Annotated in this window: 21 protein-coding genes; 8 read left to right on the top strand and 13 right to left on the bottom strand. The window is 70.6% G+C overall.

Annotated elements, in window-relative coordinates; all coding sequences use genetic code 11:
* The first annotated feature begins 91 nt into the window (after positions 1–91).
* Both AB5J56_RS04565 and AB5J56_RS04560 read left to right on the top strand, forming a co-directional pair.
* The gene (locus AB5J56_RS04565; RefSeq protein WP_369230276.1) at positions 92–709 is read left to right on the top strand and encodes a TetR/AcrR family transcriptional regulator; all 618 of its coding nucleotides are present in this window, start codon (positions 92–94) and stop codon (positions 707–709) included.
* Between the two features lie 79 nt (positions 710–788).
* On the top strand, positions 789–1517 hold the full coding sequence (locus AB5J56_RS04560) for a DUF2470 domain-containing protein (RefSeq protein ID WP_369230274.1): 729 nt from the start codon (positions 789–791) through the stop codon (positions 1515–1517).
* On the opposite strand, the gene AB5J56_RS04555 is transcribed toward AB5J56_RS04560, so the two are convergent.
* The 3 genes from AB5J56_RS04555 to AB5J56_RS04545 all read right to left on the bottom strand — a co-directional run bounded on the left by AB5J56_RS04555 (position 1485) and on the right by AB5J56_RS04545 (position 5305).
* Positions 1485–2750, bottom strand: coding sequence for a lactonase family protein (locus tag AB5J56_RS04555; protein WP_369230272.1), 1266 nt, complete (start codon positions 2748–2750; stop codon positions 1485–1487). The genes AB5J56_RS04560 and AB5J56_RS04555 overlap by 33 nt on opposite strands.
* Positions 2751–2867: 117 nt before the next feature.
* Positions 2868–3959 (bottom strand): hypothetical protein, encoded by a 1092-nt coding sequence (locus AB5J56_RS04550; protein WP_369230270.1) that lies wholly within the window; start codon positions 3957–3959, stop codon positions 2868–2870.
* Positions 3960–4033: 74 nt separating this feature from the next.
* On the bottom strand, positions 4034–5305 hold the full coding sequence (locus tag AB5J56_RS04545; protein WP_369230267.1) for an aromatic acid exporter family protein: 1272 nt from the start codon (positions 5303–5305) through the stop codon (positions 4034–4036).
* A 114-nt stretch (positions 5306–5419) separates the two neighbouring features.
* Here AB5J56_RS04545 and AB5J56_RS04540 point away from each other — a divergent pair, with 114 nt between their 5' ends.
* From AB5J56_RS04540 to AB5J56_RS04530, 3 genes are all read left to right on the top strand, one after another.
* Positions 5420–6016 (top strand): TIGR03086 family metal-binding protein, encoded by a 597-nt coding sequence (locus AB5J56_RS04540; RefSeq protein ID WP_369230265.1) that lies wholly within the window; start codon positions 5420–5422, stop codon positions 6014–6016.
* Positions 6017–6043: 27 nt separating this feature from the next.
* Positions 6044–6193, top strand: coding sequence for a hypothetical protein (locus AB5J56_RS04535; RefSeq protein WP_369230263.1), 150 nt, complete (start codon positions 6044–6046; stop codon positions 6191–6193).
* A gap of 104 nt (positions 6194–6297) precedes the next feature.
* Positions 6298–6963 (top strand): class I SAM-dependent methyltransferase, encoded by a 666-nt coding sequence (locus AB5J56_RS04530; RefSeq protein WP_369230261.1) that lies wholly within the window; start codon positions 6298–6300, stop codon positions 6961–6963.
* 37 nt (positions 6964–7000) lie between these two features.
* Here AB5J56_RS04530 and AB5J56_RS04525 read toward each other — a convergent pair whose 3' ends face one another.
* The 4 genes from AB5J56_RS04525 to AB5J56_RS04510 all read right to left on the bottom strand — a co-directional run bounded on the left by AB5J56_RS04525 (position 7001) and on the right by AB5J56_RS04510 (position 10736).
* On the bottom strand, positions 7001–8206 hold the full coding sequence (locus AB5J56_RS04525) for a sensor histidine kinase (protein WP_369230260.1): 1206 nt from the start codon (positions 8204–8206) through the stop codon (positions 7001–7003).
* A 115-nt stretch (positions 8207–8321) separates the two neighbouring features.
* Positions 8322–9365: a zinc-binding dehydrogenase gene (locus tag AB5J56_RS04520; protein WP_369242353.1), complete on the bottom strand. Its 1044-nt coding sequence runs from the start codon at positions 9363–9365 to the stop codon at positions 8322–8324.
* Between the two features lie 335 nt (positions 9366–9700).
* Entirely contained in the window at positions 9701–9892 is a 192-nt protein-coding gene (locus AB5J56_RS04515; RefSeq protein ID WP_369230258.1) for a hypothetical protein, read from the bottom strand.
* 217 nt (positions 9893–10109) lie between these two features.
* A complete protein-coding gene (locus AB5J56_RS04510; protein ID WP_369230256.1) occupies positions 10110–10736 on the bottom strand; it encodes an ABATE domain-containing protein in 627 nt (208 codons plus the stop codon).
* A 98-nt stretch (positions 10737–10834) separates the two neighbouring features.
* On the opposite strand from AB5J56_RS04510, the gene AB5J56_RS04505 reads away from it, so the two are divergent.
* A complete protein-coding gene (locus AB5J56_RS04505; protein WP_369230254.1) occupies positions 10835–11860 on the top strand; it encodes a zinc-binding alcohol dehydrogenase family protein in 1026 nt (341 codons plus the stop codon).
* A 114-nt stretch (positions 11861–11974) separates the two neighbouring features.
* The gene (locus tag AB5J56_RS04500; RefSeq protein WP_369230252.1) at positions 11975–12889 is read left to right on the top strand and encodes a DUF3626 domain-containing protein; all 915 of its coding nucleotides are present in this window, start codon (positions 11975–11977) and stop codon (positions 12887–12889) included.
* A 33-nt stretch (positions 12890–12922) separates the two neighbouring features.
* Here AB5J56_RS04500 and AB5J56_RS04495 read toward each other — a convergent pair whose 3' ends face one another.
* The 6 genes from AB5J56_RS04495 to AB5J56_RS04470 all read right to left on the bottom strand — a co-directional run bounded on the left by AB5J56_RS04495 (position 12923) and on the right by AB5J56_RS04470 (position 19321).
* Complete coding sequence (locus AB5J56_RS04495; protein WP_369230250.1) at positions 12923–14149, bottom strand: epoxide hydrolase family protein; 1227 nt, start codon at positions 14147–14149, stop codon at positions 12923–12925.
* A gap of 39 nt (positions 14150–14188) precedes the next feature.
* Positions 14189–14638 carry a MarR family winged helix-turn-helix transcriptional regulator gene (locus tag AB5J56_RS04490; RefSeq protein WP_369230249.1) on the bottom strand — a complete coding sequence of 150 codons (450 nt, stop codon included), beginning with the start codon at positions 14636–14638 and terminating at the stop codon, positions 14189–14191.
* A 103-nt stretch (positions 14639–14741) separates the two neighbouring features.
* A complete protein-coding gene (locus AB5J56_RS04485; protein ID WP_369230247.1) occupies positions 14742–16100 on the bottom strand; it encodes a GH1 family beta-glucosidase in 1359 nt (452 codons plus the stop codon).
* Positions 16101–16129: 29 nt separating this feature from the next.
* Positions 16130–16969: a carbohydrate ABC transporter permease gene (locus AB5J56_RS04480; RefSeq protein ID WP_369242351.1), complete on the bottom strand. Its 840-nt coding sequence runs from the start codon at positions 16967–16969 to the stop codon at positions 16130–16132.
* A gap of 25 nt (positions 16970–16994) precedes the next feature.
* Positions 16995–17987: a carbohydrate ABC transporter permease gene (locus AB5J56_RS04475; RefSeq protein WP_369230245.1), complete on the bottom strand. Its 993-nt coding sequence runs from the start codon at positions 17985–17987 to the stop codon at positions 16995–16997.
* A gap of 14 nt (positions 17988–18001) precedes the next feature.
* Positions 18002–19321: a sugar ABC transporter substrate-binding protein gene (locus AB5J56_RS04470; RefSeq protein WP_369230243.1), complete on the bottom strand. Its 1320-nt coding sequence runs from the start codon at positions 19319–19321 to the stop codon at positions 18002–18004.
* Between the two features lie 169 nt (positions 19322–19490).
* Between AB5J56_RS04470 and AB5J56_RS04465 the strand changes: the two genes are divergently transcribed.
* Positions 19491–20783 (top strand): ROK family protein, encoded by a 1293-nt coding sequence (locus tag AB5J56_RS04465; protein WP_369230241.1) that lies wholly within the window; start codon positions 19491–19493, stop codon positions 20781–20783.
* The last annotated feature ends 144 nt before the right edge of the window (positions 20784–20927 follow it).

The raw sequence follows: 20927 nt of genomic DNA, 5'->3' as shown, positions 1-20927 counted from the left end.
AGCCGTCTGCCGGCGTGTCTGTTGTACGCGGGTTCAATAGCGGATTTCAGTGTGATCCCGTTGTTGAACCCACGTCAAGTAGAGTGCGGACATGGCCGGGAAAGAGGGGCAGCCGGGGGAGCGTGCACGGCGTCGGCTCAGCACCGAGGAGCGCAGGGAGCAGCTGCTCTCGGTGGGGGCGTGCCTGTTCTCGGAGTCGCCGTACGACGATGTGTGGATCGAGCAGGTCGCCGAGATCGCCGGCGTCTCGCGCGGCCTGCTGTACCACTACTTCCCGACCAAGCGGGACTTCTTCGCCGCCGTCGTGGAGCGCGAGAGCAAGCGGATGCTGCGCATGACGGCCGCGGTGCCCGGAGTCCCGATGCGCGACCAACTCGCCGTCGGGCTCGACACGTTCCTGGAGTACGTCGAGGCGCACGCGCACGGCTTCCGCGCCTTCCATCGGGCCGACGCGGCGGGCGATCAGGCCGTGCGCAAGGTCTATCAGCAGTCGCTGGCCGCGCAGGAACGCCAGATCCTGGCGGCGCTCGCCGCCGACCCCGAGATCGGCGGGGCCGGGGAGGAGCAGCTCGAACTGCGGATCGCCGTACGCGGCTGGCTGGCCTTCACCACGGCCGTCTGTCTGGAATGGCTCAGGGGGGCGGACCTGTCCCGTGAGCAGGTGCGCGACCTGTGCGCACGGGCGCTGTTGGGCGCGATCGCGCCGTGAACCCACCTGGCAGGGGCGTGGTTGGCGTATGCCCGGATCTTCGATAGGTTAGGCAAGGCTTACCTAAGGGAGGTTTGGGATGGGTGACCGTCACACCTGGACGGCCGCGCCTGCCGCGGCCGAGCACGCCCGCTCGGTGCTCGCCGCGGCATGGTCCTGCGCGGTGACCGCGGAGGGCGGCCGGGAGGAGTTCGTCGGCGCGCACACCGTCGCCGCGGACGGCAGGGTGCTGCTGCACGTACCGGAGGACAGCGCGCTGATCGCCGCCGCGATCTGTGCGCCGCGCGGGGAGCCGTCCGCGATCCTCGAGTTCGCCGACGTCGCCCCCGTCCCCGTGCGCAACCGGATCCGGGGCCGGCTGTGGCTGTCCGGATGGTTCGTGCCCGACGACGGGAAGCTGGCGTTCCGGCCGTCTCGCATCGTGCTGCGCAGGCCGTCGGGGACGGTCGTGGTCGGCCTCGACGACTTCGCATGCGCCCAGGTGGACCCCCTGGCCACGGCCGAGGCCCAGCTCCTCACCCACCTCGCCGACGCGCACCCGGACGCCGTCGAACGGCTCACGCGTCTCGTCGAGCCCGACAGCCTGCACGGCGCGGTCCGCGTCCGGCCGCTCGCCGTCGACCGGCACGGACTGACGCTGCGCATCGAGCGCGCCCGCGGCAACGGCGACGTACGCCTCCCTTTCCACGCTCCCGCCGACGACGTCTCACAGCTCACGGAGCGCATGCACGTGCTGCTCACGCAGGCGAGCAGTGCCGCCGCCTGCCCTCGTGCGCTACAGCGGCAGCGCACAGACGGCGACGGGTGAGGCGAACGGCTCGCCCGCGAGCCGGAGTTCACCGCTCCCGCGGTCCACGTGGAAGACGGTCACCGTGCCCGACCGCTGATTCGCCGCGAACAGCAGTGCCCCGTCCGGGGAGAAGGCGATGTGCCGAGGGAAGTCGCCGCCGACCGGCACGGTGTCCAGCAGCCGCAGCCGGGCGCCGCCCGCCTCGACCGCGTAACGCGTCAGGCTGTTGTGGCCCCGGTTGGCGAGAAACGCGTACGCCCCGTCGGACGTCACCAGGATCTGCGCGGGATAACTCGTGCCCCCGCCCGTACCGGTGGACTGGGCATCGCCCGGTGTGAGCCGACCGGTGGCCGGGTCGTACACGCAGACGGCGACGGTGTTGTCGACCTCGTTGGCCAGGTAGGCGAAGCGGCCGCCGGGGTGGAAGGTGAGATGGCGGGGCCCGGCGCCCGGTCGCACCTGTGCCTGGGAGACCTCGGTGAGTGTGCCCTTGGAGAGGTCGAGGCGGTAGGTGTAGACGGTGTCGGTACCCAGATCGACGGCGAGAACGTGGCCGCCGTCGGGACCGGTGACGAACTGGTGGGCGTGCGGGCCGTCCTGGCCCGGTCCGGGTGCCGGGCTGGAGTGTGTGACCAGCGCGGTGCGCTCGCCGAGGGTGCCCGAGGCGTCGATGGGATGCACGGCCACGCTGCCCGAGCCGTAGTCGGCGCTCAGCAGCCAGCGCCCGCCCGGATGCACGGACAGATGGCAGGGGCCCGCGCCACCGGTGCCGCGACTGCCCAGCACCTTGTTGTCCGCCAGACGTACGGCCGTCACCGCGCCCTTCTCGCGCTCATTGACGGCGTAGAGCGTACGGCCGTTCGGATGCAGTGCGAGATACGACGGATCGTCGACTCCGGTGATCGTGCCGGTGCCGGTGATCTGGCCCGTCGAGGGGTCGTACGACGCCAGGCCGATTCCCTTCCCGCCGCCCTCCACCGAGGTGTAGGTGCCGAGGAACAGCGGGCGCGGGCCGGAGCGGGCTGACAGCGACGGGGAGCCGGACGGCGACGGGGTGGGGTCGGTCTCCGGGGGCGTCGTGGATCCGCGCTGCGGTGCCGTGCCGGATCCGGCCGCCGCGGGCTCCGACCGGGGCGCGACCGGCGCCGGGACCGTCGTCATCGCGGCGGCCGCGCCCAGCGCCGTGACGAGACGGCGCCTGCTCCAGCCGTCCCCGGACGCACCCCGTGCCGGTTGTGCCCCATCCTTCATGCCTGCACCTCGGGTGTCGGTTGCCTCAGGTCCGACAGCCACCTTGGTGCCAAGCACCCCTCAAACGCAAGAACGGCAACAGGTGTTGCGCATGCTGCAATGCGCTCCCCGCTTCTCCTACCAGTCACCGTCCTCGACCGGCTTGCCCGGCGCGTCCCCGAGCGGCTTCACCTGATGGGGCGAGGGCTGCTGCCAGGGCTCGTGATCGTCACCGAGCCAGTCGCCGACCGGCTTGACCGCACCCAGGGCGTCCGTGGGGGCGAGATCCACGGCGTCATTGTCGTAGTAGTCGTACCAAGGGAGCCCGGCGCGTGTGTAGGCCGCGCGGTCCACGGGGGAGGGCGGGGGCGCCTCGCCGGTGATGCGGCGCCACTCGGGCGGCGTCACGAGGTGGACGAACACTCGCCCGGCGGGCTCCTCGGCCCACGCCGTGAGCCGCCGGTCGTCGCGGTAGATCTCCTGGCGCATCGAACCGCCGACACCGAGGCCCATCGCCGCGGGCTTGCGAGCGGCGGTGCGCGGCGCAGAGCTACCCTCTGGGGCGCCGCCGAACCCCGCAGGGGCGCCGCCGAACGCCGGAGGGGCGCCCGGCGCGGCGGGTGCGGCCATGGGGTACGCGGCTCCGTACCCGGCCGTGGCCGTCTCCCGGCGCCGCTCCTCCGCCCGGCGCTCCGCCTCACGCCACGCGGCCAGCTCCGTGACGTTCAGCGGGAACGACTGCAGCTGTACGCCGCCCCACACCTCCTCGCCGGTGACCTGGCCCTCGACGGTCGCGCCCAGCCCCAGGGGCACCGCCACGAACTGGCGGACCGTGCCCTTGCCGGAGTTGATGCCGTCGAGCCATGGCTGCCGGGGCAATACCACGTAGTTCTGCGGGTCACGGGTGAGCCGGGAGCTCCATGGTTTGCCCGACACCGCGCAGACCTTGCCCACACCCACCTGCAACGCGGCCGGCTCCGTCGTCCCAGAGAAGCTCAGCCACATGGCCTCGCGCAGATACACCGGCAGCATCACACCGCCGCGCGCCCGCCACTCGGCCGGCACCGTGTCCGGGAAGTCCTCGACGCGGCGGACCGGGAACTCGCCCAGCCCCGGGGGCAGCTGATGGGTGCCCTTCTCGGGCAGCCGCAGGGTCCGGATGAACCGCACCCGCACCCCGCCCGGCAACCGCAGAGTGTTTCCGTCGATCCGTACGGTGCCGTCGGTCATCCGCCTGCTCCCCTCGTCGTCGCCGCGCCGCCGGACCCTGATCACCGGCGGGCGGCCGTTCCCCAAGTAGAACGTCAGGAGGCGGGGCGGCGGTTCCGCTTCCTGCGCAGCTGCCGCGGGACGTGCAGGCGGCGCCGCAGGCGCGTGATGCGGGGCCACGACTCGCGCTGTTCGCGCGTGCAGCGGTCCAGTTCCTCCAGAAGCCGCCGCGAGCGGTGCTCCGTGTCGAGCTCGTCGAGGATGCGGTTGACCTCCGTCAGGACGGCGCCGTGCAACTGCCACTGACGGGCGTCGCGTTGTACCTCTTCGAGCAGCAGACCGGCCAACTTGTCGCGGGTGGCTGCCGCCGTGGTGAGCTCGGCGGCGAGCCGGGACTCCGCCGACTCGGCGCTGACGCTGACGTCGGTGGTCACCAGCACCGCGAAACTGACCACGGCGTCGGCAACCTCGCTGAGCAACTGCTCCACGGCCGCGCCCGTCTGCGCCTCGAACAGCGGCTCGGGTTCACGTGCCTTGGCGAGATCGGTGAGGCTGCGCGCCAGCACCCGCAGGACCACCGTGCAGATCTCCAGAGTGTCGAGCCCGGTGCGCAGCACCACCCGGTGCAGCAGCCCTTCCCGTACGCGGGGATTGAGCCGCAGGCTGTCCTCGGCCTGCTTCAGTGCCGCGTCCACCTCGACGATGTCGTGATCGAGGCGGCGCGCCTCATGAAGCCGCGCGGTCGCGTGGGCGACGGGAGTACGGCCGGCGGCCTCCTCGCCCATGCGCAGCAGCAACTGCCGCACTCGGCGCGCCAGATCCTCGATCGACTCCCCGGCCGCGCCCACCCACACCGGGGGAGCGAAGAGCAGATTGCAGCCGAGTCCGACCACGGCGCCGATCAGCGTCTCCAGCACCCTGGCCCAGGCCGTGTCCCCCACCCTGGTCACGCCCAGGACGAGCATGGCGCTGATCGCCACCTCGGGTACGAACTCGCTGACCCGGACGAGGTGTCCGACGGCGAGCGAGGCGAGAATCAGCAGCGCCAGACTCCACCAGGTCAGACCCACGAGCACACTGAAGCCGATGGCGATGATGACCCCGGCCAGCACGGAGTTCACCCTGCGGATGCCGGTGGTGAGCGTGGCGTAGAGCGTGACCTGTACGACCAGGAGCGCCGTCAGCGGCGCAGTGAGCGGCGCCGGTTCGGGGCTCAGGCGCACCGCCACCACGTAGGCGATCGTGGCGGCCGCCGCCGACCGCACCGACTGGACGACCACGGGTTCCCGGCGCCATTTCACGAACTGTGCGCCGGCCGTCTCCCACGCACCACGTACCTCGGCCAACGCACCACGTACCTCTCGCATCCCTGTGCTGTTCCCTTTCCACTGCTGCGCGAACGTGCTCATTGAGGACCGTAGCTGTCCGCAAGGGGGCCTAAGTTGTTCTCATCAGGCGAAGGCAATCAGGAGGGGACCAGGATGAGCAACGTCCAGGGCATCGAATTGCTGACACGGGCGCACGCCTACCTGCGCGAGGTCGTCGCGGCCGTACCGGAGCAGGCCTGGGGAGCGGCGACTCCGTGCAGTGAGTGGACGGTACGCCAGGTCCTCAACCACGCGCGTCTCGATCAGCAGGCCTACGGCACCGCGATCACCGGCGGCGCGCGGCCCGACTCCGACCCCTTCCACCCGGCCGACGCACTGGACGCCGACGCCCAGGCCGTACTCGACAAGGTGCTGCGCGACGTGGCGGACGCCTATGCGCAGTTGCCCGCCGGCACGGAGCAGGTGCCCACCCCGCTCGGACCGCTGCCCTACGCGCTCGCCGCCGCGGCGGGAGCCATGGACGCCGCCGTGCACGCCTGGGACATCGCCGTCGCCACGGGCCAGGACGCGCCGCTGGAGAACGACATCGCCGACGGGATCTGGCTCGCCGCGGAAGGCCTCGCCGATCATCTCCGGGACTCCTATGGGGTGTTCGCGCCGGCCCGCGAGGCAGCGGAGGGCGCAGGGCGGGCCGAGGCACTGCTCGCCTTCCTGGGGCGGGACCCGCACTGGACGCCCACCGGCTCCTGACGGTCCGGCGCGGGGTGTAGCTCCTATTTGCTGTTCGGCCCTCCGTATGACGAGCTCGCCGCCGAGGCGCGCGAACGCGGCTGGCGCGTGGCCCACCTGCCCGGCGAACACCTCCATCAGATCATCGATCCCGCCGGCACGGCCCGGCACCTCGTCGAGCTCGCCACTACGTGTTGATCCTCTTCCGAAACGCGCCCTGGTCGGCTTCGGCGAGTGATTCGCCGCTGCGCCCAGGATGGTCGACGATGTGACAGACAGCCGGTGGCGCAGGGGAGCGGAACGTGGCCGAGAACGGGCAGGATCTCGCGCGGGCGCAGCGGCGTCACTGGCAGGAGACCTATACGGCCCACCTGGGAATGTACGGCGAGGTGCCCTCCGACCCGGCCGTCCACGCGGCCGGCGTCTTTCGCGCGGCAGGGGCCCGGGATGTGCTGGAACTCGGCGCCGGGCACGGTCGTGACGCGCTGCACTTCGCCCGCGAAGGATTCGCCGTCCAGGCCGCCGACTTCAGCGCGACCGGCTTGGCTCAGCTCCGCGACGCGGCCCGTGCCCAGGGCGTCGCCGAGCGGGTCGGCACAGTCGTGCACGACGTCCGCGAGCCGCTGCCCCTGCCGGACGCGTCGATGGACGCCGTCTTCGCGCACATGCTGCTGTGCATGGCCCTGTCGACCGAGGAGATCCACGCGGCGGTCGGCGAGGTCCGCCGCGTCCTGCGCCCCGGCGGTGTGTTCGTGTACACCGTGCGGCACGTCGGCGACGCCCACTACGGCACCGGCACCGCTCACGGTGACGACATCTTCGAACACGGCGGCTTCGCCGTGCACTTCTTCCCCCGCCAGTTGGTCGACGACCTCGCCAAGGGCTGGAACCTGGTCGAGGTGCACCCCTTCGAGGAGGGCGAACTCCCGCGACGCCTATGGCGGATCACTCAGACCCTGGCCGGGTGAGCGCAGCCGCTGGGCGGACGCCAAGGGCGAAGCCCGTTCACGGTGCCGCGGACTCCTCGACAGGGCGGGGCTCCAGCGGCAGTTCCGTGACGACTTCGAAGCCGCCCCGAGCGCGGGGGAGGGCGTGCAGCTTGCCGCCGACCGAGCGGGCGCGCTCGCGCATGCCGATGAGTCCGTAACCGCTGTTCGGGACGGGCGAGTTGGCCGGTCTTCGGCTTCCGTCGTTGGTGATGGAGATGCTTAGCCGGTCGTGGCTGTAGGCGAGTCGCACCTCGGCCGTACGGGTGGCTGCGTGCTTGGTGACGTTGGTGAGCGCCTCCTGCACGATGCGGTACGCGCTGAGGTCCGCTCCGGCGGAGAGCGGTCGCGGCTCTCCTACGGCGGTGACGGTGACCGTGAGCCCGGCGCCCGCGAACGAGGAGGTCAGCTCCGGGAGTTCGGCGAGGCCGGGAGTGGATTCCGGGAGCTCTTCCGGGTCGTTCGTGTCGCGCAGCAGGCCGACGGTGGCCTTGAGTTCACGCAGGGCCGAGGAGGTGGTGCCCGTCAGCTCGGCGACGATCCTCTCGGCCTCCTCGGGCCGGGTGCGCAGGAAGCGGGCGACGGTGCCGGCCTGGATGTTCGCCAGAACGAGATGGTGGGCGACCACGTCGTGCAGGTCGCGGGCGATGCGCATGCGCTCCTCGGTGACCCGGTGGCGAGCCTCCTCCTCCCGGGTGCGCTCCGCGTGCTCGGCGCGGGCCTGTACGGCCTCCACGTAGGCCCTGTGCAGCCGGGTCACGGTGCCCAGGGACGTGGGCAGCAGCAGCCAGAACGCGGGGCTGAGCACCTTGAGGACCAGCGGTTCGCTGCCGGGGCCGGTGATCAGTGCCGTACCGATGAGCAGGGCGATGCCGGTGAAGGCGTACGTGTTCGCGGTTCTGCGGTCGGTGCGCACGGCCAGCGAGTGCAGCGCGACCATGAGGGGGCCCAGCAGCAGGGCGGTGACGAGGTAGCCGAGCGCGATCGTGGCCGTGGCGGAGACGAGGAGCAGTGCCACGGTGGTGCGCGGACGTGTGCGACGCCGTAGCAGGACTGCGCAGGACACGCCGGTGAGCAGCACGCCGGGCCACCACGGGATCCCCGGAGCGCGCCCCGGGATCGTGATCAGGCTCCCGGGGAAGGACCAGGCGAAGAGCACGACCGCGAGGGCGGCGTCGACGAGAAGCGGGCGACTGCGCAGGGACCGCTGCAAGCTGTCGATCATGGCGTGGTCGTTTCTCTTCGATGCGGTGGCTTCGAGAGGCCGCAACCCCTCCGACGCACCGTCGAAGGGGTTGCGGCCTGTTCAGGGGTCGGTGTCAGCCGGTCGAGCGCCCCGGCTACTCGTCGAATGTGACGACGACCTTCTCCGCCGCCCCGGGCGTCAGCACGAGCTCGAAGGCCTGCTCGACATCGCGGAAGGGCACCCGGTGGCTGATGAGCTTGGCGAACCGGTCCTGGTGTTCGGCGAGTTCGGGGGTGACTTCGAAGATCTCGGTGGGGTAGCCCTGGGAGGCGATGAGGGTGAGTTCGCTGCGGAGCATGCCGCCGAGGTCGATGGCGTCGGACTTCTTCTGTACGGCGACCATGACCATCTTGGCGCCCCATTTGGCGGCGGCGATGGTGGCGTTGAAAACGGCGGGGGCTCCGGCGGCGTCGAGGTAGATGTCGGTACCGGCGCGGGGCTGGCCGAGCGCGTTGGCGGCCTCGCCGTGCAGTTCGGTGAGACGGGCGGTGATGTCCTCGGTGGCGGAGTTGATCACGGCGTCCGCACCGACGGCCAGCGCGGTCTCCAGGCGCTCGGGGATGACGTCCGCGACAACCACGTGCTCCACACCGCGGAGCTTGAGCCAGATCGTGGCGCCCAGGCCGATGGGTCCGGCGCCGAAGACGACGACCTTGTCGGTGGGGGTGGCCTGGGAGCGGTTGACGGCGTGCCGGGCCACCGCCATCGGCTCGTTCAGTGCGGCCACCGCGAAGGGCACGGTCTCGGGGAAGACCGCCACGCTCGTACCGAGGACGGCGTTCTCGATGAGCAGGCGGTCGCTCATGCTGCCGTACTTCCCACCGCAGCCGATGATCCCGGTGGGGGAGGCCTGCGGGTTGACGACCACGCGGTCGCCGATCTTGAGATCGCTGACGTCGGCGCCCACTTCCACGACCTCGCCGGCCGGCTCGTGACCCAGGGGCACGGGGATCAGTTCGCCGCCCGCGTGTCCGCGGGCCGGCATGCCGCCCATGTGCAGGAAGGTGGCGTCGGTGCCGCAGATGCCGCAGGCGCGGATCTTGATCAGGACGTCCTTCGGCCCCGGCACGGGACGCTCGACGTCCACCACGTCGACCTTGCCGACGGCACCGGTCTGGACGGACTTCATCGTGGCCATGGGGTGGCCCTCCTTCTTGGACATGCGGGCTCTTGGGGGAGCGGGCTCTTGGACGTGCGGCGCTTGAGGGTGCGGGAAGCAGCTCGCGAGGCTCGTAACGACGTCTTGCCGTCGGACGGGGTGCCGTAGTGCCCTCGGACCCGGCGGAGGGGGAGTACTTCCGGCCGCCGGGCCCGAGGAGAGCGCCGACTCCCGTCCCCACGGGTGCGGCGCTGCGGGACGCCTCCGCTCAAGGCGTCCCGGGTCCAGTTTTACTTGAGTTAGGCAATCATATTCGGGTTACTTAAGTCAAGCAAGCTTTTGCTGGTCATGCGGCGCGGGTCGGCGGTTGGGGGTCAGGCCCGCTGCGTCGACTTCGCGGGGCCTCGGAAGAGGCTGACGCCGGCTCCGAGCGACACGACCGCCATGCCGACGCTGGTCGCGATGCCCTGTGCGCCGTCGACGACGAAGGGGGCGGCCAGGGCGACGACGAGGTTGAACAGGAACAGGAACCACAGGACGGGCTTGGAGGACAGGAGCGCCTTCACGGGAGTTTCCTTTCGGGGATTCACGGGCTTCCCCGATCGGGAGCCGTTGACCTTGCGAGATCAACGATTCCGGATCCGGCGGGCCGTCTCGAGGGAGCCCGCTCCCGAACCGAAGGTGTAGCCCGCTACACCTTCGCCGCGGAGCCCTGTGCCCTGTGCCCTGACTGGAGGGAGGGCCGTCGATCACCTAAGGGACGGGCCCCCGCGTCCTGCGATGTCACGGGGTGGCGGCGCGGCTGCGGGACCGGTAGCCGGCGACCTTGGCGAGGTTGCCGCAGCGGTCCATCGAGCACCAGCGGCGGCGGCGGGCCTGCGAGTCGTCGAGGAAGAGCAGGGAGCACTCCGGGTTCTCGCACTTCTTGACCCTGGTGAGCAGGGGGCTGCTGACCAGGAGGACGGCGTCCCGGGCCACGGTCGCCAGAGCCGCGGGCGCCGCACGGTCCGCCTTCCAGCGCAACGGCGGCTGCGGGTAGGCCGATTCGGCCAGCTGAGGGGCCAGGTCGGGGCGGGCGGCCTCCTCGTTGACGCGGTCGACATCGGCAGGGTCCGGTGCGGTCCCGTCCATCGCGGCGCGTACGACCCGGTAGAGAGCCTCGCGCAGGGTGCGCGCCCCGGTCAGGTCGCGGGCGGTGACCCGTACCGGCTCGTCGCCCGCGCTCGTGCTCAGGCCCGCCTCGTCGATCCAGCGGGCAAGGGCGTCGGGGTCCGGGAGCCGTTCGAGGGGTGTGGCGTGCCGACGGCCGAGCGTGGCGACGAAGTCCAGGCAGGGGCGCCCGCCGATGAACGGGAACGCGAGCATCGGGTCGGCGGCGGACGCCGGAGGGGTGGCTGATACGCGGGGCATGGTCCGAGCCTACCGCTTGACACCGGTTCATGTGGTGTCGCAAGGTGACACCTGTTCAACCGGTGTTGGCGCTCTCGGTGTCCGGGTGCGCCGCTCCGGTGTCGTCACACGAAGGCAGGTACGAGATGCGTGCGGTGCGGATCGAGGAGTTCGGCGGGCCCGAGGTACTGGTGCCGGTGGAGGTGCCGGATCCGGTCGCCGGGCCGGGCCAGGTGCTGGTGCGGGTTGCGGCGGCGGGTGTGAACCGGGCGGACGCGCTGGTCCGCGCCGGTGTCTACCACCGGGCCGGACGGCCGCCGCTGATCCCGGGTGTGGAGGGGGCCGGTACGGTCGTCGCGGTGGGGGGCGGCGTGACGGGCATCGGCGTCGGGCAGCGGGTGATGGCTCTGGACGGTGTGAACGCGCCTGGTTTCTACGCCGAGTTGGCGGCCGTACCCGTCGAGCAGGTGGTGGTCGTCCCGGACGGTGTGGATCTCACGGAAGCCGCCGCACTTCCCGTCGCCTGGCTCTCCGCCTGGTACTGCCTGCGTCACCTGGCGAAGCTGACCAAGGACGACACCGTGGTCGTGAAGGCGGCCGCGAGCGGGGTCGGCAGTGCGGCCGTGCAGATGGCCGCCGAGGCCGGTGCGCGCGTCATCGCGATGGCGGGGTCACCGGAGAAGACCGCCTGGGCCGCCGCGTTCGGCGCCGACGCGGCCGTCGACACCTCCGCGCACCCCGACGACGCCGAGGTCGACGAGGTGTTGCGGCTCACCGAGGGGCGCGGCGCGGACGTCGTCCTCGACACCGTCGGCGGCCGGGCCTTCGGGCGGAGTCTGCGCGAGGTCGGGCACGGCGGACGGGTGGTCGCCCTCGCCAACGTCGCCCTGGAGCCGAGCACCGTCGACACCCGCGACTTCTATCCGAAGAACGCGTCCATCCTCGGCTTCCAGCTCACCAACCTGCAGATACACGGCTACGACCCGCGCGAGGACCTGCGGCAGATCGCCGAGCGCGTCGCTGCCGGAACCTACCGGGTGCCGATCGAGACGGTTGTTCCGCTGGACCGGGCGCGCGAGGCCCACGAGCGGCTGGCGCGGCGCGACAACCGGGGCAAGATCGTGCTGGCGGTGGCACGGGACTGACGGGTCGCCGTGAGGCTCTCCTCGTAGCATGTCTCGTCGAACTCGGGTGCCTTCCTGTCGCGTACGTACAGGGAACAAGCAAGGTCGGCGAATCTGTGGACAGGGGGGAGACCGATGAATTTCGGAGGTGCCCGCTCATCGCCGGGCGACGCGCACTCGCCCCAGGAGAAGGCCCTGCGTCATGTCGCCGCGCGTTCCTCGGGGCCCGCACTGGACCCCGCACTGCGGCTGACCCTGAACTTCCACCCCGACCGGCTCGTGTCCGGGCTGCCCATCCTGGAGGCGCTGGCCGAGGAGGGCACCTACTGCTCGCAGTTCGTCACGGGGACGAGCAACGGCGGGCTCACCGCGCGTCCCGGCGGCGACCGCTGGCGCTGGGAGAGCCGGATCTTCGGTGGGGCGTACGACATCGCGCCGGCGTCCGAGCGTCCCGTGTACGGCGCGCTGAACTTCCGTCGCCAAGTCGTCGGCGCCGCACCCCGGTTCGGCTCGTCGCACTTCAGGCTGACCGGGGAGGCATTGCGGCGCGCCACGTTCTGCTACCCGGACAGCGCGGCCGAGCCGTCCGCGTTCGGGGTGGCCGCCGGGATGTCTCTCATCGAACTGGCCGAGGTGGACGAACAGGACGCCCTCAACGACTACATCGAGGCGCAGGTGCACGGCCGCGTGGTGCTCGCGCGGGATATGGAGGCACTCGTCCTGGACGCGAGCTATCGCGACACGCCCGTCGAGGTCACGGCGCGGCGGCTGCCGTGTCCCGTCGAGTGGCACCCGGGATATCGGCTCTCCGTCGGGGAGTTGCGACGCCACCCGGACTTCCGTGGCCCCGAGTTCGTCGAACTCGGGGCCCGTATCGCCGAGTCGGGGCGCCTCGATCCCCGCGTCATCGGGAACGCCGCCCGCACCGGCCGGTACGAATTGCAGGACTTGAAGATGGTGTGGCACTGCCTTGCCCGCTTCGGGGCCCCGGACGGCGCGGGTACGGCGGTGGGCGGCCGGACGGCCGAGGTCCGGACCCCCGACGTGTAGACGTGGTCGGCCAGTCGCGTCGAGCCCGCGCCCTCAGCGTCGGGTGCGGAACGTGCGCCGCAGGTCGGCAACCCAGCCGTCGGGCAGCTCCCACGGGATGAAGTGGCCACCCTCGGGGTGCGCGGTGAGATTGACATGGCGGTACCAGGCGGCGCGGTCCGAGTCGAGGAAGTTCTGGACCCGCTGGTCGGTGGTGACGCCCGGAGGGTTCTCGTGGCCGACGAAGGTGATGCCGGTCGGGGCCTCGACGATCGGGTGGCGGTCGTGGGACGGGCTCCACGGATAGCGGTTGGCGTTGGCGTAGTAGCGCATCGACGTGCCGATGGCGTTGTTCACCCAGAAGATCATGGCGTGGGTGAGGAGGTCGTCCTTGGAGAAGACGGTCTCGATGTCACCGTGGCTGTCGCTCCAGTTCGTCCAGCGCTCCAGGATCCAGGCCAGCAGGCCGACGGGGGAGTCGCTGAGGGCCGGGGCGAGCGTGCTGGAGCCGAGCATGTGGGCGGCGAGATGTACGGCGAAACGCCGGTCGAATTCCAGGACTTGGCGGTGCACACGCTCGGGCAGGCCCTCGGGGATGGGACGGCCGCCGCTGAAGTCCCAGGCGCGGTCGCCGTTGAAGAAGTCGAGCCGGAGACCGGAGCCGATGTGGATCGCGTGCAGTTCATCGGCGTACTTGTGCCCGAGCTGACCGGTGACCAGGGCGCCGACGTCGCAGCCGGCGGCGGCGTACTTCTCGTGGCCGAGCACCTCGGTCATCAGGGTGTGCCACAGGTCCGCGACCTTCCAGAAGTTCATGTCCGGGTGGTCCGGCAGCGGAGTGGAGAATCCGAACCCCGGCAGGGAGGGCACGATCACGTCGAAGGCGTCGGCGGGATCACCCCCGAATGCGGCGGGGTCGGCGAGCGGGTCGATGACCTTCGACCAGTGCCAGAAGGTCCACGGCCAGCCGTGGCTCAGGATGAGCGGCACCGGAGCCGGGCCCACCCCGGGTCGGCGCATGAAGTGGACGGGAACACCGTCCACGCTCACCCGGTAGTGCTCGTACCGGTTGATCGCGGCCTCGGCCTTGCGCCAGTCGTAGTGGTGGAGCCAGTGGTCGACCAGTTCTCGCAGGTAGGCGCTGCGGACGCCGTAGTACCCGTCCTCGTTGCCCGCGTCGGCGGGCAGGCGGGTGAGCCGCAGGCGTGCCCTGAGGTCGTCGAGCACGCTGTCGTCGACGTGGATCGGCGTGGGTTCCAGCGGGAAGTACGTGTCTGCCATGGGGATTCCCTTCGCGCGTGAAGAGGCCCGGCGTACCGGTCAGGAGTGGCCGCCCAGCGCGGCCATCCGCATCAGCGCGGGCAGCGCCGCGCCGACCGCACTGCGTTCCTCGGGGGTCAACTGATCGATCAGCAGGGCGAGTTGGGCGACGCGGTCACGGTGGCGGGTCCGCACGATCCGGGCGCCCGCGGCGGTCACCCGGACAAGCACGGCTCGGCGGTCACCGGGGTCGGGCCTGCGCTCCACCAGACCGTCGCGCTCCAGCCGGGCGACCAGCTGCGTGACGGCCGGCTGGCTGACCTGCTCGGTCGCGGTGAGCTCCGACAGCCGCTTGGGACCGTCGTGCGTCAGCGTGTGCAGCACCGACAGCGTCGTGAAGCTCAGCTTCTCGACCGACGGAAGCCGGATGAAGATCCCCGCGAACGTCTCCACGACGGTGGTGAAGTCGTCGATGTCGAGGGAGTCGTCCGCGGGGCTCTTCGAGGTCACGAAGGGAATGTATCACTGACTTATTTAACTTGCTTATGTAATGCGTCGATGGCCCTCAGGGCGACCGGGGGCCCTGTGTCGCGTTGCATCGTTGGGGCTGGCCCTACGCCGCGCTGCGCCCCCTGCTCGCATACGCCCGGATGATCTCCGCGTACCGGAGACCACTGCCCTTCACTGTCCGGCGCTGCGTGCCGTAGTCGACATGGACGAGGCCGAAGCGCTGGTCGTAGCCGTACGCCCACTCGAAGTTGTCGAGCAGGGACCAGGCGAAGTAGCCCGCCAGGGGAACGCCCTTGCGGGTCGCGGAGACGCAGGCCGCGAGGTGCTGCTCCAGGTACGCCGTGCGCTCGGGATCGTCGACCGTTCCGTCGGGGCGTACGGCGTCGGGGTAGGCGGCCCCGTTCTCCGTGACGTACAGCTCGCGGGCGCCGTAGTCGTGGGTCAGGCGGAGGAGGAGGCGCTCGATGCCGGCCGCGTCGACCTCCCAGTCGATGCCGGTACGGGGCACGCCGGGGCGGCGGACCGTGCGGGTGCGGGGCGCCGGTCCGGTGGGGTCGTCGGCGATGGCGGAGGGGAAGTAGTAGTTGAGGCCGAGCCAGTCCAGGGGCTGGGCGATGGTCGCCAAGTCGCCCGGGTGCTCGGGGAGTTCGACGCCGTAGACCTCGCGCATGTCCGCCGGGAAGCCGCGGCCGTGCACCGGGTCCAGCCACCAGCGGTTGGTGTGGCCGTCATGGCGGCGGGCCGCCGCGATGTCCTCGGGCCGGTCGGTCGCGGGCACGACGTCGGAGAGGTTGTTGACGATGCCGACCCGGGCGCCGGATGCCGCCGCGCGGACCGCCTGCGCTGCCAGGCCGTGGCCGAGGAGAAGGTGGTAGGAGGCCCGGACCGCCGCCGTGAGGTCCCTCAGGCCCGGTGCCATCCGGCCTTCCAGATGGCCGATCCACGCCGAGCACAGCGGCTCGTTGAGCGTGGTCCAGTGCTGCACGCGGTCCCCGAGGCGCTCCGCGACCGCCGACGCGTACGCGGCGAAATGGTGGGCCGTGTCGCGCGCGGGCCAGCCGCCCCGGTCCTGGAGCACCTGGGGAAGGTCCCAGTGGTACAGGGTGACGGACGGTGTGATGCCCGCGGCGAGGAGGGCGTCGATCAACGCGTCGTAGAAATCAAGGCCCTTGGCGTTGACCGGGCCGACGCCGCCCGGCATCACGCGCGGCCAGGCGACGGACAACCGGTAGGCATTGGTGCCCAGTTGGCGCATGAGCGCGATGTCCTCGCGCCAGCGGTGGTAGTGATCGCAGGCGAGATCGCCGTCGTCGCCGTTGTCGATCTTGGCGTCGGTGTGCGAGAACGTGTCCCAGATCGAGGGGGAGCGGCCGTCCTCGGCCACGGCGCCCTCGATCTGGTAGGCCGACGTGGCTGTGCCCCACAGGAAGTCCTGGGGAAGTGCGGCGAGGTCGATGGTCACGGAAGTCCCTTCGGGAGACAAGGAGTTGGTCACTTCACGGCCCCTGCCGTCAGCCCGGCGACGAGGTAGCGCTGGAGCAGCAGGAAGCCCGCGACCACTGGCACGCTGACCACGAGCGAGGCGGCCATGATCTGGTTCCAGTAGACGTTGTTGAGCGTGGAGTAGCCCTGGAGGCCGACGGCGAGTGTGCGCGTCGCGTCGTTGGTCATCACCGAGGCGAACAGCACCTCGCCCCAGGCGGTCATGAACGCGTAGACCGCCACGGCGACGATGCCGGGGACGGCGGCCGGCACGACGATGCGAAACAGCGCGCCGAGCGGTCCGCAGCCGTCCACCAGTGCCGCCTCGTCCAGGTCGCGCGGCACCGAGTCGAAGTACCCGATCAGCATCCAGATCGAGAACGGGAGGGAGAAGGTCAGGTACGTGAGGATCAGGCCGCCGCGTGAGCCGAACAGCGCGATACCGGTGGCGTTGCCGATGTTGACGTAGAGGAGGAACAGCGGCAGCAGGAAGAGGATGCCGGGGAACATCTGGGTGGACAGCACGGTGACCGTGAAGGTGCGCTTGCCCCGGAAGTCGTAGCGGCTGACGGCGTACGCGGAGAACACCGCGATCACCACCGAGCAGACGGTCGCGGCGCCCGCCACGATCAGCGAGTTCACGAAGTACCGCGCGAGCGGGATCGTCGACCAGATGTCGATGTACGGGCGGAGGGTCAGTCCGCTGGGCAGCCAGCGGAACTTCCCCGAGACGTCCGCGAGCGGCTTCAGTGAGCTGGAGACCATGACGTAGACCGGCACCAGGACGAACCCGGTGAGCAGGGTGAGGAAGATCCGCCGGGACCAGAGAAAGGACCGCGGGGGAGCCATCGGCGAGCGGGTGGGCGCGGACGTGCTAGACATCGGCCGCCTTCCTTCCACGGGAGGTCAGCAGGAGATAGCCACCCGTCACGGCGAGCAGGAAGAGCAGCAGCAGGACGGACATGGCGGAGCCGGTGCCGAAGTTCCAGGTGACGAACGACGCCTGGTAGATGTGGACCGAGATGAGGTCCGCGGCCTCGGGCGCGGTCTTGCCGAACAGCACGTACGGCGTGTTGAAGTCGTTGAACGTCCACAGGAACAGGACCAGCACCAGGACTTGGTTGACCGGGCGCAGCGACGGCAGGGTGATGCGCCGGATCCGCTGCCATACGCCGGCCCCGTCGAGGGCGGCCGCCTCGTACAGCTCGCCGGGGATGTTCTGCAGGCCCGCCATGACGATGAGGAAGGCGAACGGCCAGCCCTTCCACACCGACACGGTGAGCAGCGCGTAGAAGCTGTTGTCGCCGATCAGCCAGAAGGACGGCTCGTCGGTGAGGTGCAGCTGGTCGTGCAGGACGTGGTTCACCAGGCCGTTGTCGTGCTGGAACATGAAGACCCAGGTGATGACGGCCGTGTACACGGGCAGCGCGTACGGGACGAGGAACAGGGCGCGCAGCAGGCCGCGGCCGCGGAAGGTGTCCTGCATGAAGATCGCGGCTGCCGTGCCGATCAGCCAGCACAGGCCGACCGACAGCAGGGTGAAGCCGACGGTGACGAGGAACGAGTGGAGCAGCGCCTCGCCCACCGGTGCGTCGAAGTCCACCGACACCTTGTAGTTGTCGAGGCCGGACCACGGGGCGGTGCCCCAGTCGCGGATGTAGAACTGTGTGAGCTCCTTGAAGCTCATCACGATGCCGATCGCCATCGGCACCAGATGGACCAGGAGTTCGAGGATCAGGGCCGGCAGAAGCAGCAGATACGGCAGCCCGATGCGGCGGATCCGCCCGGTGCGGCGGCGGGGACCGCGCGCCGCCGCACCGGGGGAACTCTCACGCACCGCGGCCTCTGCGGTGGCAGTGGTCGTCATATCGGTGCCTGTGCTCACTTCTTCGGCATCTGCTGCTGGGCCTTTTCGAGTGCGGCCTTCACCGACGCGGTGGTCACCGGGCGCCCGGCGGCCGCATCGGCGAACAGCTCCTTGACGGCCGTACCGACGGTCGTCTCGAACTGGGACTCGTCGGCGACCTGCGGAAGCGCGGCGGCGCTTCCCGCGAGAGTGTCCTTCAGGACGGAGTTCGCCGCGGTGTTGAACGTGGTGTCCGCCTGTGCGGCCTTGACCGGCGGGATGGAGCTGTACGCCGTGTTGAGGATCTTCTGCTCCCCGTCGCTCGTCATGAACTTCACGAACTTCGTGGCGCCGTCGAGGTTGTCGGTGTTCTTGAAGACGGCCAGGTTGATGCCCGCGACCATCGAGTTGACGTTCGTCCCGGTGCCCGGGGTGCCGGACTGCACGGGCACGGGAGCGATGCCGTAGGCGTCCGCGCTCATGCCCTGCGACGTGAGGTTGGCGGAGGCGGACTGCCACAGCAGCATCGCGTTCTTGCCCTTGGCGAAGTCGCTCACGGACTGGTTCTGCGCGTACTCGGCGTTGCCCGGCGCGATGATCTTGTCCTTGGCCATCAGGCCGACGTACTGCTGGACGGCCGCGACCACACCGTCGTTCGTGAAGTCGGCCTTGCCGTCGGCGGTGAAGAAGTCGGCGCCGTGCTGCTTGGCGAAGACGAAGGAGTGGTGGATGTTCTCGGACGGGTTCGAACCCTCCGCGCCAAGGCCCCACTTGCCGCTCTTGGAGAGCTTCTTGCCGTCGGCGATCAGCTCGTCCCAGGTGGCCGGCGGCTTGGCGATGCCCGCGTCGGCGAACATCTTCTTGTTGTAGTAGAGGGCATAGGCCATCGAGTACAGCGGCACCGCGGCCGGATCCTTGCCCTGTGCACCCGTCGAACCGAGGGCCGAGTCGACGAAGCGGTCCCTGCCGCCGATCTTCCCGAAGTTCTTGGCGTCCCACGGCAGCAGTGCCCTGGTGGCCTGGAGTGAGGCGCTCCAGGTGTTGCCGATGTTCAGGACGTCGGGGCCCTGGCCGGAAGTGGTCGCGGTGAGGATCCGGTTGAGCAGATCCGACCAGGGCACGACCTCCAGCTTCACCTTGATCCCGGTCTGCTTCTCGAACTTGTCGAGCTCCGGCCGCAGGACCTTCTTGTCGGCCTCGATGCTGGCGCCCTGGTTGGAGGCCCAGTAAGTGAGCGTCTTCGGCGAGTCGTTGGACCCGCCGCCGTTCGTCGAGGAGCCACCGCCACAGGCGGTCGCGGCGGTCATCAGGGAGACGGTGACCGCAACGGCGGCCGCGGCTCGGATTCTGTGCATGGCTCTTGGCGTCCCTTTCCCGAGGGATGAGCCACGAGAGCGCGTGCGTTCATTTCCCGAACGACCCTCATGGCTTAACTTAGAGCGTGAGTTAAGACCCGGAAGAAAGTCGCGTCAAGGGATCGCGCAGGGGTATCTTGCAGGTCGGGCAGGGTCGGGAAGGAGCCACATGGCGGCGCGGAACGGACGGACGGTGCGTGACCTGCGGCGGGGCAATCGCACCGCCGTACTGCAACGGTTGTATTTCGACGGGCCGATGAGCCGGTTCGAGCTGGGTCCGGCCACCGGGCTGAGTTCGGGGTCCATCAGCAACGTGGTCGCCGAACTGGTCGCCGACGGACTGGTGGAGGAGGCCGGCAGCGTCGACTCCGACGGCGGCCGCCCGCGCACCCTGCTGCGCATCGCGCCCGGCAGCGGCCACATGATCGGCGTCGACGTCGGCGAGACCCGCGTACGCGTCGAGCTCTTCGACCTGACCCTCGCCGAACTCGCCCGCACCGAACGGCTGTTGGAGCACGGACGCTACGACGTCGACGTCATCGTCGGACACATCCGCGACGGCATCGCGGAGGTCCTGGCCGAGGCCGGTATCGCGCCCGAACGGCTCCTCGGTGTCGGCATCGGCGTCCCCGGCATCGTGGCCCGGACGGCCGAACAGGGCGCGGTGGTGCACGGCCAGACGATCGGCTGGGACGCCGTCCCACTCGAATCCCTGCTCCGCGCCACCTGTCAACTCCCCGACACCGTCCCGTACTTCACGGACAACGGCGCGCGCACCCTCGGCCAGGCCGAGATGTGGTTCGGCGCCGGCCGCGGTGCCCGCAACGCCGTGGTGGTCCTCTTCGGCTCCGGCGTCGGCGCCTGCCTCGTGTCGGAGGAGGTGGAGAACGGACGGGCCCTGGAATGGGGGCACTTGACGGTACGGGTCAGGGGGCGCCGGTGCCGCTGCGGCGCCCTGGGCTGCCTGGAGGCGTACGCGGGAGCGGAGTCGTTGCTCGACCGCTGGCGGGAGGCGGGCGGACACCCGCCCGAGGGCACGGACGAGGAGACCGCGCTGGCCGCCATGCTGACGGCCGCTCATCCGCCGGAGGGCGGCGCACCCGACCCGGTCGCGCTCGCCGTCCTGGAGGAGACGGCCGAGTACCTGGGCGCGGGCCTGTCCGACCTGATCAACCTCTTCCAGCCGGAACGCATCCTCATCGGCGGCTGGGCCGGCCTCCAGCTCGGCACCCGCTTCCTGCCCGCCGTACGCCGGTACGCCGCCTCGTACGCGCTGCGTCATCCGGCCGAGCGCGTCTCCATCGACCTCGGCCGCCTCGGCCCCGACGCGGTCACCGTCGGCGCCGCGATCCTGCCCCTCGCCGACTTCTTCGCACGGGGCGGACGGCGTGCCGAAGCCGCCGCGGGCGGGGAGCGGGCGCCCGCCTGGCGCACGGCGCTGGAGGAGCGCGCGCCGCGCTGAGGGCGTACGGGCGAAGTGGGTCGACGATCACGACCGGACGGTTTCGGCGGTCATGGTTTTGCCCGTGCCGGCTGAGGTACCCGCGCCTCGTCCATGCCGGGTCCACGCGTACACGCGGGCCCGGCAACCCGCTGAAGAGAGGCG

The sequence above is a fragment of the Streptomyces sp. R21 genome, assembly GCF_041051975.1.
In the GTDB taxonomy this organism is placed as follows: domain Bacteria; phylum Actinomycetota; class Actinomycetes; order Streptomycetales; family Streptomycetaceae; genus Streptomyces.
The sequence above is the reverse complement of the archived record's forward strand: the minus strand, read 5'-3'. Positions and strand labels throughout refer to the sequence as shown.